Source organism: Blattabacterium cuenoti, from assembly GCF_014251235.1.
In the GTDB taxonomy this organism is placed as follows: Bacteria; Bacteroidota; Bacteroidia; order Flavobacteriales; family Blattabacteriaceae; genus Blattabacterium; species Blattabacterium cuenoti_AF.
In genome coordinates this window covers 303,179-317,844 of the sequence record NZ_CP059181.1, presented here as the reverse complement: position 1 = coordinate 317,844, position 14,666 = coordinate 303,179, and the positions used below count along the sequence as shown (strand labels likewise).

12 protein-coding genes and 1 tRNA gene are annotated in these 14,666 nt (G+C 26.0%); 7 read left to right on the top strand and 6 right to left on the bottom strand.

The genetic code is table 11. From position 1 onward, the window contains the following. The first annotated feature begins 83 nt into the window (after nt 1-83). Complete coding sequence (gene metG / locus H0H78_RS01490) at nt 84-1,778, top strand: methionine--tRNA ligase (protein ID WP_238783737.1); 1,695 nt, start codon at nt 84-86, stop codon at nt 1,776-1,778. A 99-nt stretch (nt 1,779-1,877) separates the two neighbouring features. After that, nucleotides 1,878-2,240, top strand: a complete 363-nt coding sequence (locus tag H0H78_RS01485) for a hypothetical protein (protein ID WP_185850746.1) — start codon at nt 1,878-1,880, stop codon at nt 2,238-2,240. Nucleotides 2,241-2,248: 8 nt separating this feature from the next. On the opposite strand, the gene H0H78_RS01480 is transcribed toward H0H78_RS01485, so the two are convergent. The 5 genes from H0H78_RS01480 to H0H78_RS01460 all read right to left on the bottom strand — a co-directional run bounded on the left by H0H78_RS01480 (nt 2,249) and on the right by H0H78_RS01460 (nt 9,055). After that, nucleotides 2,249-2,337 (bottom strand) — tRNA-Ser (locus H0H78_RS01480). A gap of 7 nt (nt 2,338-2,344) precedes the next feature. Beyond that, on the bottom strand, nt 2,345-3,580 hold the full coding sequence (gene lysA, locus H0H78_RS01475) for a diaminopimelate decarboxylase (RefSeq protein WP_394366918.1): 1,236 nt from the start codon (nt 3,578-3,580) through the stop codon (nt 2,345-2,347). Between the two features lie 33 nt (nt 3,581-3,613). Beyond that, nucleotides 3,614-6,016, bottom strand: a complete 2,403-nt coding sequence (lon, locus tag H0H78_RS01470; RefSeq protein ID WP_185851268.1) for an endopeptidase La — start codon at nt 6,014-6,016, stop codon at nt 3,614-3,616. Nucleotides 6,017-6,107: 91 nt separating this feature from the next. Continuing rightward, nucleotides 6,108-8,147 (bottom strand): NAD-dependent DNA ligase LigA, encoded by a 2,040-nt coding sequence (gene ligA, locus H0H78_RS01465; RefSeq protein WP_185850744.1) that lies wholly within the window; start codon nt 8,145-8,147, stop codon nt 6,108-6,110. Beyond that, nucleotides 8,144-9,055, bottom strand: coding sequence for a N5-glutamine methyltransferase family protein (locus H0H78_RS01460; protein ID WP_185850743.1), 912 nt, complete (start codon nt 9,053-9,055; stop codon nt 8,144-8,146). Before H0H78_RS01460 ends, ligA begins: the two co-directional genes overlap by 4 nt. Before the next feature lie 63 nt (nt 9,056-9,118). Here H0H78_RS01460 and mnmE point away from each other — a divergent pair, with 63 nt between their 5' ends. The 5 genes from mnmE (at nt 9,119) to rplI (ending at nt 13,230) form a co-directional block, all read left to right on the top strand. Beyond that, the gene (gene mnmE / locus H0H78_RS01455) at nt 9,119-10,528 is read left to right on the top strand and encodes a tRNA uridine-5-carboxymethylaminomethyl(34) synthesis GTPase MnmE (RefSeq protein ID WP_185850742.1); all 1,410 of its coding nucleotides are present in this window, start codon (nt 9,119-9,121) and stop codon (nt 10,526-10,528) included. A gap of 18 nt (nt 10,529-10,546) precedes the next feature. Next, entirely contained in the window at nt 10,547-12,046 is a 1,500-nt protein-coding gene (gene gltX / locus H0H78_RS01450; protein ID WP_185851237.1) for a glutamate--tRNA ligase, read from the top strand. A 68-nt stretch (nt 12,047-12,114) separates the two neighbouring features. Further along, nucleotides 12,115-12,453, top strand: a complete 339-nt coding sequence (gene rpsF / locus H0H78_RS01445) for a 30S ribosomal protein S6 (protein WP_185851236.1) — start codon at nt 12,115-12,117, stop codon at nt 12,451-12,453. Beyond that, on the top strand, nt 12,450-12,767 hold the full coding sequence (rpsR, locus tag H0H78_RS01440; RefSeq protein ID WP_185851235.1) for a 30S ribosomal protein S18: 318 nt from the start codon (nt 12,450-12,452) through the stop codon (nt 12,765-12,767). The genes rpsF and rpsR overlap by 4 nt, the downstream gene beginning before the upstream one ends. A gap of 13 nt (nt 12,768-12,780) precedes the next feature. Next, entirely contained in the window at nt 12,781-13,230 is a 450-nt protein-coding gene (gene rplI / locus H0H78_RS01435) for a 50S ribosomal protein L9 (RefSeq protein ID WP_185851234.1), read from the top strand. Here the strand turns inward: rplI and H0H78_RS01430 are convergent. Beyond that, a complete protein-coding gene (locus H0H78_RS01430; RefSeq protein WP_185851233.1) occupies nt 13,219-14,586 on the bottom strand; it encodes an Nramp family divalent metal transporter in 1,368 nt (455 codons plus the stop codon). The genes rplI and H0H78_RS01430 overlap by 12 nt on opposite strands. Between the last annotated feature and the right edge of the window lie 80 nt (nt 14,587-14,666).

Genomic DNA, 14,666 nt, shown 5'->3' with positions numbered 1-14,666 from the left:
GATAGATAATATATAAATTTAAATTATAAATAAGCACTACTACTATATAATACTATTACTACCATAATAATATTACCACCATTATGACACATCATGATAAATATACAATAACTGCGGCTTTTCCATATGCAAATGGACCTATCCATATAGGACATTTATCTGGTGTTTATTTACCTGCCGATATTTTTGTTCGTTATCTTAGAAGGAATAATAGAGATGTTATATTTATTTGTGGATCGGATGAATATGGTATTCCGATCACTTTAAAAGCTAGAGAAGAAAACACAACTCCTGAAAAAATCGTAAATAAATATCATTTCATGATACATGAAAGTCTTTTTAAAATTGGAATACATTTTGACAATTATTCTAGAACATCTACAAAAATTCATAAAAAAATTTCTATTTCTTTTTTTAAAAAGCTTTGTAAAGAAAAAAAAATTTTTGAAAAGGAAACTGAACAATATTATGATAACCAAGTCAAACAATTTTTAGCAGATAGATATATATCTGGTAGATGTCCTCATTGTAAGAGAGATGGAGCCTATGGAGATCAATGCGAAAATTGTGGTATTTCATTAAGTCCTGAAGATTTAATCAATCCTATGTCAACTATAAGTAGAAGCAATCCAATTCTAAAAAAAACTAAGCATTGGTATTTTCCATTAAATGAATATCAAAAATTTTTAGAAAAATGGATTTTAAAGGATCATAAAACAGATTGGAAAATAAATGTATATGGACAAGCAAAATCTTGGTTAAATAAAGGATTACAAGCTCGTTCTATCACAAGAGATTTAAATTGGGGAATTCCTATAGAAGAAGAAGGTAAAGTATTGTATGTATGGTTTGAAGCCACTATAGGTTATATTTCTTCTACCATAGAATGGGCAAAAATTAATAAGAAAGATTGGAAACCATATTGGAAAGACAAGAAAACAAAACTGATTCAGTTTATAGGAAAAGATAATATTGTATTTCATTGCATTATTTTTCCTTCTATACTAAAGGCATATAATTGTAAATATATCTTACCGGATAAAATTGTTGCTAATGAATTTCTAAATTTAGAAAATAAAAAAATTTCTACTTCTAAAAAGTGGGGAGTTTGGGTTCATGATTATTTAAAGGATTTTCCAAATCAACAGGATAGTCTTCGTTATATGCTTATAGCTAATATGCCAGAGAAAAAAGATAGTAATTTTAAGTGGAAAGATTTTCAAAAAAAAAATAATACGGAATTGGTAGCCATACTGGGAAATTTTGTTAATCGTAGTATTACTTTAATACAAAAATATAATAATGGTATAATTCCTTTTCCTGGATTTTTTTCTGTGAAAGATCAAGATATTTTGAAAAAAATAAAAAAATATCCTGAAGATATAGGTAATTTGATCGAATCTTTTCGATTTCGTGAAGCTATGATTTGTTTGATGGATTTAGCTAGACTTGGTAATAAATATTTAACTCAAGAAGAACCTTGGAAAGAAAATTTTTCTCAAAAAGAAAAAAGAAGAGAGACTATTCTTTATGTATCATTTCAAATAGTAGGAATATTGGCTCAATTATCAGAGCCTTTTCTTCCATATACAGCAAAAAAATTGCTAAAAATGCTTCGTTTAAAAACTTTTTTTTGGAAGGATATAAAAGAAATGGAAGAAATTTTGTCTCCAGGACATTTTTTGGGTAAAAAAAATTTATTATTTAAAATAATAACCAATAAAAGTGTTGATCAACAAATAAAAAGATTAGAAACCATTAAAAAAAAGAATGAATAAATTTATTATTTTTATCTTCTCAATTTTTTTTTTTCATGTAATGACTATTTAGTTAAAACTTCCTCAGATCATGATGAAAAAAAAGAATTTTTAATTCCTATGGATCCTTATTTAATAAGAAAGAATCAAGTAATAAATTCTCCCTCAGATGGAATGTTTGTGATATGGGGTTCTGTTAAAAAATATGATCATTTTACCATTTATTATGATAATAGAAAATACAATCATACAATTTATAATTGTATAATAGAGGTATATGTTAATAATGTTTTAAACAGTAAAACATATATTAAAAAATATATAAATGAAGATAACAAAATATCTCAGTTAAATTTAAAAAGAGATTTTTTTTTAAAAATTACAGTAAAACAGGATGATAAATTGTACTTAAAATTTGTTTATCCAGACCATATTCAATATAAATTGGATGATGTACAAATATATTTTCATACAAATAAATGATTTCCTAGCGGAGAGAGAGGGATTCGAACCCTCGGAGGAATAAATAATCCTCAACGGTTTTCAAGACCGACGCAATTAGCCACTCTGCCATCTCTCCTTTTTTTTTATATAGGAATTTCTATTACGTTTCTAAGAAGATCCTTCATAGTTTCTCTTTTTCTTATAAGAAAATCTTTTTCTTTAAAAATCATAACTTCAGAAGGTCTATAACGAGAATTATAATTGGATGACATAGAAAAACAGTATGCTCCCGCATTTTTAATACACAAAATATCTCCCTCACGAATCTCAGCTATTTTTCTATTGAATCCAAATGTATCAGATTCACAAATATAGCCTACTACTGTGTAAAAACGACGGCATCCATTTGGATTTGATAGATTTTCAATAGAATGATAAGCCTCATAATACATAGGACGAATCAAGTGATTAAAACCGGAATCAACTCCTGCAAATACATTAGAAGTGGTATGTTTAATCACATTAACATGAACTAAAAAATATCCAGATTCACTAACTAAAAATTTACCTGGTTCTAGAATAAGAGTGACTTTTTTTCCGTAAATCTTACAAAAATCTTCAAATTGTTTTATAAGAGAAAAACTTAAAGAATTAAGATCCGTTTTTTTATCATTTTTTGTATACGGAACTTTAAATCCACTTCCAAAATCTATATAATCAATATTTGGAAAATCTATAGCTATTTTAAATATGACTTTAGCTCCTTTTATAAAAGTTTCTATATCTGATATATCAGATCCTGTATGCATGTGAAATCCATCAATTTTAAGTCCTGTATTTTTTAATATTCTTTTCAAATGAGGAATTTGATAATATGATATTCCGAATTTAGAATCTACATGTCCTACGGAAATTTTATAATTATTTCCGGCCATAATATGAGGATTAATTCTTATTCCTACAGGATAATATGGTTTATCATTTCCAAATTGTTCTAAAATAGATAAATTATCTATGTTAATTCTAACACCTAAATCAACGGCTTTATTTATTTCATGAATAGAAACACAATTAGGAGTAAATATGATTTCTCTTGGATGAAAACCAGCCATTAATCCAAGTTCTACTTCTTGAATAGAAACGGTGTCTAATCCACTTCCTAATTTTTGTAAAAATTTTAAAATATTTAAATTAGTATTGGCTTTACATGCATAATAAATTTTTAAATGTTTAATTTCACTAAAAGCCTTTTGAAGTTTTAAATATTGATTTTTAATTGTTAGTGAATCATATATGTAAAGTGGAGTTCCGTATTTATTCCCTATTTTTATTAAATTTTCTCTAGAAATTAAAGAATTTTTGAATTCGTTACTCATCATATCATAAAAAAAATAGGTGTAGTAAATATTAATTTATAATAGAGCTAAATGGATAACATCGTTCATATCTCTAACATAATCAAATGTTAATCCTTTTAAGTTATCTTGTTTAATTTCTTCTACGTCTTTTTTATTATCCTGTGAAAGGATAATTTCCTTTATATTAGCTCGTTTAGCAGCTAAAATTTTTTCTTTAATACCTCCTACAGGTAAGACTTTCCCTCTTAAAGTTATTTCTCCTGTCATAGCTAAATAAGGTCTTAACTTTCTTTTTGTATAACTTGAAACTAAAGAGGTTAACATAGTAATACCAGCGGAAGGTCCATCTTTAGGTACAGCTCCTTCAGGAACGTGAACATGCACATTTCTTTCTTCGAACATTTTAGGATCTATGTTAAATTCTTTATAATGAGCTTTAATATATTGTAAAGCAATAGTGGCAGACTCTTTCATTACCTCTCCTAAATTTCCAGTAATGCTTAAATGTCCTTTTCCTTTAGATAAACTTGACTCAATATATAAAATATCTCCTCCAAAATGAGTCCAAGCTAAACCAGTAACGACTCCTGGAACTTTATTTTCTTCATAACGATCAGGATCATTTGGTATTCCAAGAATTTTCTCTATTTTTTCGACACTTAAACGCTTTAAATATTTTTGATCCATAGCAATATGTTTAGCAGCATAACGTGCTAATTTTGCCATATGTTTTTCTATAGTTCTTAATCCAGATTCTCTTGTATAACTTTCAATAACTTTTTCTATTTGTTCGTTTCCTAATATGAGATCTTTTTTCTTCAATCCATTTTCTTTTAACTGTTTAGGAAAAATATGTTTTTTTACTATTTTTATTTTTTCCTCAATTGTATATCCATTCATTTCTATTAATTCCATTCTATCCAGCAAAGCTGGATGTATACTAGAAATAGAATTTGCTGTAGCAATAAATAAAACTTTGGATAAGTTATAACCCATTTCTAAAAAATTATCGTAAAATGAAGTATTTTGTTCAGGGTCTAATACTTCTAACATAGCAGAAGAAGGATCCCCATTTGTTCCTAAACCTATTTTATCTATTTCATCAATAACAAAAACTGGATTAGAGGTTCCTGCTTTTCGTATAGACTGTAGAAGTCGACCCGGCATAGCCCCTATATAAGTTCTTCGATGACCTCGTATTTCCGATTCGTCGTGTAATCCTCCCAAAGAAATACGTATGTATTTTCTTTTAAGTGCCGTAGCTATAGATCTTCCTAAAGAAGTTTTACCTACTCCAGGAGGACCATAAAAGCATAAAATAGGAGAACGCATATCCCCTCTTAATTTTAAAACAGCTAAATATTCTATTATTCTTTCTTTTACATGTTCAAGGCCGTAATGATCTCTATCTAATATTTTTTGAGCAAATTCTAAATCAAAATTATCTTTTGAATACTTATTCCAAGGAAGATCAATCATCAACTCTAAATAATTTCTTTGAACTGTATATTCTGGCATTTGAGGATTTATTCTTTGCATTTTTATTAGTTCTCTATCAAATTGTTTTTTTGCTTCCTTAGTCCATTTTTTTCTAGAAGCTTTAGTCCGCATTTCATCAATTTCTTTTTCATAAGAAATATCCCCTAATTCCTCTTGAATGGCTTTAATTTGTTGATGAAGAAAATATTCTCTCTGCTGTTGATCCATATCACTACGAACCCTGGACTGAATATCATTTTTTAACTTAATTTGTTGATGTTCTAAGTTTAAAAAACGCAAAGTTTCCATGGCTCTTTTTTTTAAATCATCATATTCCAATAATTTTTGTTTATCCCTTGTTGCCAAATTCATATTAGAAGCTACAAAGTTTATTAAAAAAGAGGGACTTTCTATATTACGAATAGCTATACTTGCTTCTGATGGAATATTTGGATTATCCTGTATAATTTTTATAGAAATTTCTTTGATAGATTCTACCAACGCAAGATATTCCTTGTCTTTACTGGAAGGTTTCTTTTCTTCTAGAGCTAGAATCTCTGCTTTAAAATATGGATTGTTTTGTATAAAACGATTCACTTTGAATCTTCTCTTACCTTGTAAAATAACAGTTGTATTTCCATCTGGCATTTTCAATAATTTCAATATTTTAGCAACCGTTCCTATAGAGTATAAATCTTTCTCGCTAATATTTTCTATTACAGAATTTCTTTGTGTTAAAACTCCAACTGTTTTATCTAAACCATAAGCATCTTTTAATAATTGAATAGATCCACTTTTTCCTGCTATAATAGGAAAAACAATACCAGAATACAAAACCATATTTCTTACGGTCAATATACATAATTGTTCTGGAACATCATCTTTAAGAAGTTGATCTTCTTCATCTTGACTCATTAAAGGAATAAATTCTGCTTCAGATTCAAATCCAGATTCGGTAAATATATTTTTTAGCAACATATCAAGAATAGATTTCATACTTACTTAAATGATAATTCATCATATATAAAATTTTAAAGATACTTTTTTTTTCTATATGAAAAACCAAACACTAAGAGGTACTTTTTTTTCCTTTTTTTATCAAGTCTATGAAAACATTTTCAGTTAAAATTTTTATAGGATATTTTATCCTACATCTTTCTAGTTTAGAACCAGGATTTTTTCCTACAACAAGAAAATGAATATGATTATTTATAGTATCACTTACTTTTCCACCTAAAAACTCTACCATTTTTATAGCTTTTTTACGACTTATAGTAGACAATTTTCCTGTAAATAAAAAAGATTTTCCTTCAATAGGAGGATATATTTTTTTTCTAGACAAAGATAAATTATTGAAAATAAATAAACCATGTTTCATAAGTTTTTTTATCATATTTTTATTTTCTTGAATGGAAAAATAGGTCCTTATACTTTCAGTTATTTTTTTCCCTATATTTAGAATGGATTTTAACTGATTATAATGAGCTGCTTCTATCAAAGAATCTAAGTTTAAAAATCTTTTTGTTAATTCTTTAGAAACGACCTTTCCTACATGAGGTATACCTATGGAATATAGGACTATGTGATAAGGATTCTTTTTTGATTTTTCTATATTCTTTATTAAAGAATCTGCTAATTTTTCTTTTAATCCATCTATTTGAAGAAGTGTTTCTTTTTTTAAAGAATATAAATCAGGAATACTATATAAAAAACCTTTTTCATATAATTTTTTGATTATTTTATTTCCAATTCCTTTTATATTCATAGCTTTTTCACTTACAAAGTGTCGTATTTTTTCTATGTGTTGAGATGGACATAAATTTACATTTTGACAATAAAATAATTCCTTATTTTTTCTTAAGGGGCTACCACAGGAAGGACATGTTTTTATGAAAGTTATAGGAGTAGTAGATCTAAATAATGGTCTTTTAGATTCATTTACTCGAGTTATTTTTGGAATAATTCCTCCTCTTTTTTCTAAAAAAAGATAATCTCCATCATGTATTCCAATTTTTTTAATAAAACGGTTATTGTAAAGTGTTATTTTTTTCACTATTGTTCCAGTTATCCATATAGGAACGACATGAGCTATAGGAGTAATGATACCTGTACGTCCTGTATGAAAAGAAACATGTAATAATTTAGTTTCTGATAATTTTTCTTGTCTAAATTTATAAGCAATAGCCCAACGTGGATATTTATTTGTATATCCTAAAATAGATTGATGATAATATTCATTGACTTTAACAACTATTCCATCTATATGATATGTAAGCTTGTTTTTATATATATTCCAGTAATCAATAAAATGAAATATGTCCTCTTTTTTCTTACAAAGGCTAATAGTTTCTGGTTTTGGAACTGGAAAACCCCATTTACGGAGGTCAATTAGGGATTGATAATGTGTATTAAAAGGTATATTTTTTCCTATAGCTGAATAGACTATACAGGATAAAGATCTCCTATATACTTCTTTAATATCCTTACATTTTAAAGTCCCACTTGCTGTATTTCTTGGATTAGAAAAAGGTTTTTTTCCATATTTAATACGCCTTTCATTAATCTCTAAAAAATTTTTTATAGGAATGAAAATTTCTCCACGTATTTCGATGTATGGAGGGAAGGTTTCTTCTCTTATTCTAAGAGGAATAGACTGGATAGTCTTTACTTGTTTTGTAACATCTTCTCCTTTATTTCCATTTCCACGAGTTAAAGCATAAGTTAATATTCCTTTTTTATAAATCAAATTAATGGAAATTCCATCATATTTTAATTCACATACAAAAGAGGAACTGATTGATTTGTTTATTTTTTTTTTCCAAACAGTTAATTCTTTTTTTGAATAAGTATTTTGAAGAGAATACATTTTATATTTATGAAGTATGATAGAATAAGAAGGGGATAGTTTTCCATATCCTATTCTCATTGTAGGAGAGGAAAGATCATATAATTCAGGATGTTCTTTTTCTAAAGAAGATAAAATTTTTAATTTTTGATCAAAATCATAGTCTGATATATTCGTCTTTTTTGATGTATAATATTGAAAATTATACTCAGATAGTTCTTTTCTTAGTTTCTCTATTTTTTTTTCTATATCTTCTTTTTTCATGGTTTTATTTCTTTGTTTTTTTGATGTTGAAATATAGCACGAATCATTCTAAATGATCCTTGAATATCTTTTTTTATTTCTAAATTCAGAAATCCATTTTTTTTCATAAATATTAAAAATTCTAAATAAAGAAATTGATTAATTTCAAAGTAAACATAAACTGTTCCAGTTTTAAAATTTTCATGAATCCATGAAATGATCGCTTGATAAAAAATAAAAGGATCTTCATCAGAAACAAACAAGGATTGAAATGGTTCATATTGAAAAATATTTGGATGAAGTAATTTTTTTTCAGATTGTCTTATATAAGGAGGATTACTTACGATAATGTTCATCTTATATTTTTTATAAATTGGTATTTCAGTTTTTTTTTGTAAAATATCAATCTTTTTGATAAGGATTTTTTCTTGATGAATTTTAGAATTTTTACTTGCTATAAAAATGGAAGATATAGAGGAATCTATTGCATGAATATGACGTGTTTTAGGTAGTTCTTTTTTTAAAGTTATACCAATACATCCACTTCCTGTTCCAATATCAAATATTTGAATATTTTCACTATGTTCTCTGTGATCCTGTATAATCCATGATACAAGTTCTTCTGTTTCTGGTCTTGGAATAAAAATATTATCATTAATGATAAAGCTCCTTCCAAAAAAATAAGCCTTTCCAATTACATATTGAATAGGCTTATTTTTTTTTAATTCCGATAATTTATTTATCAGTTGTTTATATATTTCATCATTTATTTTTTCTTTTCCATTTATTAATTTTAAGATAAGTGTTGTTTTATTACATTTTAAAATGTTTGTTGTTAGAAAAAAGAATAAAGATTCGATTTCCTTTTTTTCTGAATATATATCTTGTAAAGATTGACAAAATAAATGATAAAATTGATTTATATCCATTATTAAGTAATAATTTAAAAAAAATGCTTATTTTACGAAGTTAAAAAATAGACATTTTTCAAAATGTTGGATCAAGATACGATAGTTGCTTTAGCCTCTTCTACAACAACAGAATCTAGTGCTATTTCTTTAATTCGTATTTCTGGAAATAAATCTATTTCTACTGTTGAAAATATTTTTATTCCAGTTAAAAATGGAAAAAAATTAGAAAATCAATCTACACATACAATTCATTTAGGTTTTATTGTAGAAGAAAAAAAAGGAAAATACAAAAAAAATTACTTGGATCAAGTGTTAGTATCTATATTTAGATCTCCTTTTTCCTATACAGGAGAAGACATGATAGAAATATCATGTCATGGATCTAATTATATTCAAGGAAATATAATAAAATTATTAATCAAAAAAGGAATACGTATAGCTCGTCCAGGAGAATTTACACTTCGTGCTTTTTTAAATAAAAAAATAGATTTATCACAAGCTGAGGCAATAGCAGATATTTTTTCTTCTGAAAGTAAAATTTCTCATGAATTATCTCTAGAACAAATAAAAGGAACACTTAAGATCACCATACAAAAAATAAAAAAAAAAATTTTAAACATAGCCTCTTTATTAGAGTTGAAATTAGATTTTTCAGAAGAAAAAATATCTATTAAAGAATATGATCTATTTTCTAGATTCAATGAATTAGAAGAAATTTTACAAGATTTAATTGAATCATTTTCACTAGGAAATTCTATTAAAAATGGAATATATGTCGCAATAACTGGAGAGACAAATGTAGGAAAATCTACATTATTTAATCATGTCATAAAAGAAAATCGTTCTATCATATCAAATATAGAAGGAACAACTAGGGATAGTATAGAAGGTGATATTATTTTGAATAATATTCTTTTTCACTTTATAGATACAGCAGGAATAAGAGATACTAAAGATGAAATAGAAAGAAAGGGAATTAGAAAAACTATGGAAAAAATAAAGGATTCTCAAGTTATATTATATCTTTTTGAAGCTTCTATAGGTAAAGAAGAACAAAAAAAAATTATACATAAAATTCAAAATTTTCAGATAAAGTATCCATTCAAAAAAATTTTAGTCGTTGCCAATAAATCGGACTTATCATCTTTTAAAGATTTTTATCAAATCAAGTCAAAGGTTCCTTATTTTTTTGAAATTTCTGCAGAAAAAAAACACGGAATAAAAGAAATGTTACATACATTATGTAATTTTTTCATGAAAAAATTAAAAAAAAGAAATATCGTTTTGACGCAAAATAGACATTATGAAGCTTTGAAAAAAACTTTAAAGGAGATATTGATAGCTCATCATTCTTTAAAGAAAAATCTCTCAGAAGAGTTTATCTCTATACATATCAAAGAAGCTCTACGTTTTTTAGGAGAAATTTCAGGAGAGGTTACCAATGAGGATGTTTTAAATAATATTTTTTCTAAATTTTGCATTGGAAAATAATGAATAAAATAATTCATCATGGTAAGAGTTCGTTTTGCTCCTAGTCCAACAGGTCCTTTACATTTAGGTGGAATAAGGACTGCTTTATTTAATTATCTTTTTGCAAAAAAAAATGGAGGAAAATTTATTCTTAGGATAGAAGATACGGATAGAAAAAGATTTAACAAAAAATCTGAATCGTATATATTGGAAACATTAAAATGGTGCAAGATAGAACCTGATGAAGGAGTAGGTTATGGTGGACCATATTTTCCATATTATCAATCTAAACGTGGATCTATATATAGATTCTATCTTTCCAAACTTTTAAAGAAAGGGCTAGCTTATTATGCTTTTGATACAGATCATGATTTGAATTCTATAAGAAAAAAATATCTAAATAAAGGATCAACTTTCTCATATAATGCAAGTGTACGAAAGAATTTAAAAAATTCATTAACTATGACAAAGAAAGAATTGAAAACTCAATTTCGTTCTGGAAATTCATATGTTATTAGATTTAAAATTAAACCTGGAGATAAGGTAGAAATGTATGACTTAATTCGTGGAATTATAGTAATAAACACAGATAATTTAGATGATAAAATATTATTCAAATCAGATGGGACGGCAACTTATCATTTAGCAAATACAATAGATGATCATTTAATGAAAATAACTCATGTTATAAGAGGAGAAGAATGGTTACCTTCTATGTCTTTACATTTATTAATGTATAAAGCTTTTAACTGGAATCCTCCTAATTTTGCTCATTTACCTTTAATATTGAAAAATGATGGAAAAGGTAAAATTAGTAAACGATTTATAAATAATTTAGATTATCCAATATTTCCTTTAAAATGGAAAGATTCTGAAAATAAAGATATTCTAGGATTTAGGGAATTAGGATATTTTCCAGACGCCTTTGTTAATATGTTAGCTTTATTAGGATGGAATCCTGGAACAAAAAAAGAAATTTTTTCCTTACAAGAATTGTCAAAATTATTTTCTTTAGAAAAAGTCAATAAGTCTAGTGTTTTTTTCAATATTAAAAAAGCGAATTGGTTTAATAAACAATATTTGAAAAATAAAAAGGAAGAAATATTTTCTCATCTTTCTTTAGAATTGAAAAAACGTTCTATTTTTTCTACAAAAAATTATATCTATAAAGTTATTGATTGTATTATCAATAGAATACATTTTATTCATGAAATTTGGAAACATTCTTTTTATTTTTTTATTGGTCCCATATCTTATGATTATAGTTTTTTTAATCAAATTTGTTATAAAAAAACGATAGATAGATTAGATAATTGGAAAAAATTATTGTTAAGTATTCATCCATATACATCTATAAACTTAAAAAGTTTTTTTGACAAAGAAAACAATAAACGTAAAATGATGCAAATATTTCGTTTATCCTTAGTCGGATCCATAAAAGGATATGATCTTATCATCATTTTGAAAATGATAGGAAAAGAGGAATGCATTCATCGTATAGATAGATTAATAAAAAAAATTAGAAAAAAATTAGAATAGATTTTCTTTGAAAAAAAGAACATAAAAATATAGATTCATATCTTTGCAAAAAAAATCAAATAATTCAGATGTTAAAACATTATGAAAATATAATGATTATTACTCCTATTTTATCGGATGATCAGGCAAAAAAAACTGCACTAGAGTATGAAAATTTTTTAATTCAAAAAAATGGAAAAATAGTTTACCAAGAACATTGGGGTCTAAAAAAGTTAGCTTATACAATACAAAAAAAACAAAGTGGATGTTATCATTTATTTGAATTTTTGTTAAATACAAATTTTGTATATGATTTTGAGTTGAAATTAAGACAAGATGAACGTATTTTACGATTTATCATTGTGAACTTAAATAAGTATGGAATAGAATATGCTGAAAGAAGAAGAAATAAATTAAAAAAATTATGATTGCAGAAGATAAGGATAAACAAAAAAACAATACAATAAAAAAACAGGATGGAGAAAACGATTTAAGATATTTGTCTCCTCTGAAAATTGAAACTAAAATAGAAAAAAAATTTTGTTATTTTCATAAAAGAAATATCAAGTATATTGATTATAAAGATCCTACTTTTTTAATAAAATTTCTTAATGCACAAGGGAAGATTCTTCCACGTCGTATTACAGGTACTATGCAAAAAAATCAAAATAAATTAAATGCAGCTATAAAAAGATGTAGACAAATTGGACTACTTCCTTTTATTACAGATGATTTAAGATAAAAAAATAAAATATATGAAAATAATTCTTAAAAAGAATGTGGAAAATTTGGGATTTAAATATGAAGAATTAGACGTAAAACCTGGATATGCAAGAAATTATCTCATCCCTCATGGTTATGCTATTTTAGCTTTACCTGGAAAAATTAAACATATTAAAGAAATATTAAAACAACGTTCCAATCAGGAGAATTTTCTTATTGATCAATCAAAAGAAATTGAAAAAAAATTAAAAAAGTTAACTATAAAAATAAAAGCTAAAGTAGGAAAAAAAGGGAAATTATATGGTTCGATTAACAATCAGAATCTAATGAATGCTTTAAATAAAGAAGGAATTTCTGTAGATAAAAAGTTTATAAGAATTCCTGGAAATAAAGTAATTAAAACAATAGGTAAACATCAGGCATATATACGATTCCATCAGAAAAGTGAATTTATTATGAATTTTGAAGTTTTAGATTCCTAGGCTACTTATTTGATTTTTTGTCATCATACTATATATCAAAAATAAGTTTAGTATCAAAATTATGATTGTAATCAACCAAGCTAATGTTTTTAAAATAGGACTATTTACGAAGTTCCCCATTTTTTTATAATCTCCTGTAAAACAAACTAATGGAATTATAGCGAAACTTAATTGCATTGATAATATAATTTGACTAATTATTAATAGTTGAGTTGTTCCTTTTTCTCCATAAAAAATAGAAAATATCATAGCTGGAACAATAGCTAATAATCGTGAAACTAATCTTCTTATCCATGGTTTTAATCTTATTTGAAGAAATCCTTCCATAATGATTTGTCCTGCAAGAGTTCCAGTAAGTGTCGAATTTTGTCCTGATGCTAATAAAGCTAAAGCAAAGAAAATTCCAGAAAGACTAGAACCTAAAATAGGAGTTAAAAGTTTATGTGCATCCATAATATCTGCTACTTCTGTATGTCCTGTTTTATGAAAAGTAGAAGCAGAAATAATTAATATAGCTGCGTTTACAAAGAAAGCTAAAGTCAAAGATAACGTGCTATCTATAGTTGCATACTTAATGGCCATTTTTTTTCCTTTAATAGTACGTGGATAATTCCTTGTTTGAATAATACTTGAGTGTAAGTAAAGATTATGAGGCATAACGGTTGCGCCTAGAATTCCAATAGAAATATAAAGAGAATTTGAATTTTTAATTATTTCGTGATTTGGTATAAATCCTTTTAAAATTTGAAAAAATTCTGGTTTAGAACTGATTATTTCAAAACTAAAACAAACTAATATTGTCAATATTAAAATCGCAACTACACTTTCAATATATCGGAATCCTTTATACTGAAAAAATAAGATAAGTAAAACATCTATGGATGTTATTAATACCCCAAAAGTTAGGGGAATTTCAAAAAGCAATTTTAAGGCTAATACAGAACCAATAATCTCTGCTAAATCACATGCAGAAATAGCTATTTCACATAAAATCCATAAAAATAAATTAATAAAAGGAGAATAATGATCTCTACATGCTTGAGCCAAATCTCGTTCGCAAACAATTCCTAGCTTTAGAGCTAGATATTGTAAAATCATAGCAAAAATATTTGATATAAAAATAACGGATAAAAGCATGTATCCAAATTTAGATCCTCCAGCAATATCTGTAGCCCAGTTACCTGGATCCATATAGCCTACAGCTATTAATAATCCTGGTCCAGTAAAAGAAAAAATTTTTCTCCACTTTCCTTTTTTTTTAGGTATAGAAACAGAAGAAAAAACCTCTGGAAGAGTAGGATATTTATTCTCTTTTTTCCATCCTTTTATGATAGTATTTCTACTATTTTTTTTCATATAAAAATAGAATTTGATATATGAAAGCATAAAGTTAACCGTTTTTTGTATTGATTTTTCTCATTGAGATATGATAAAAT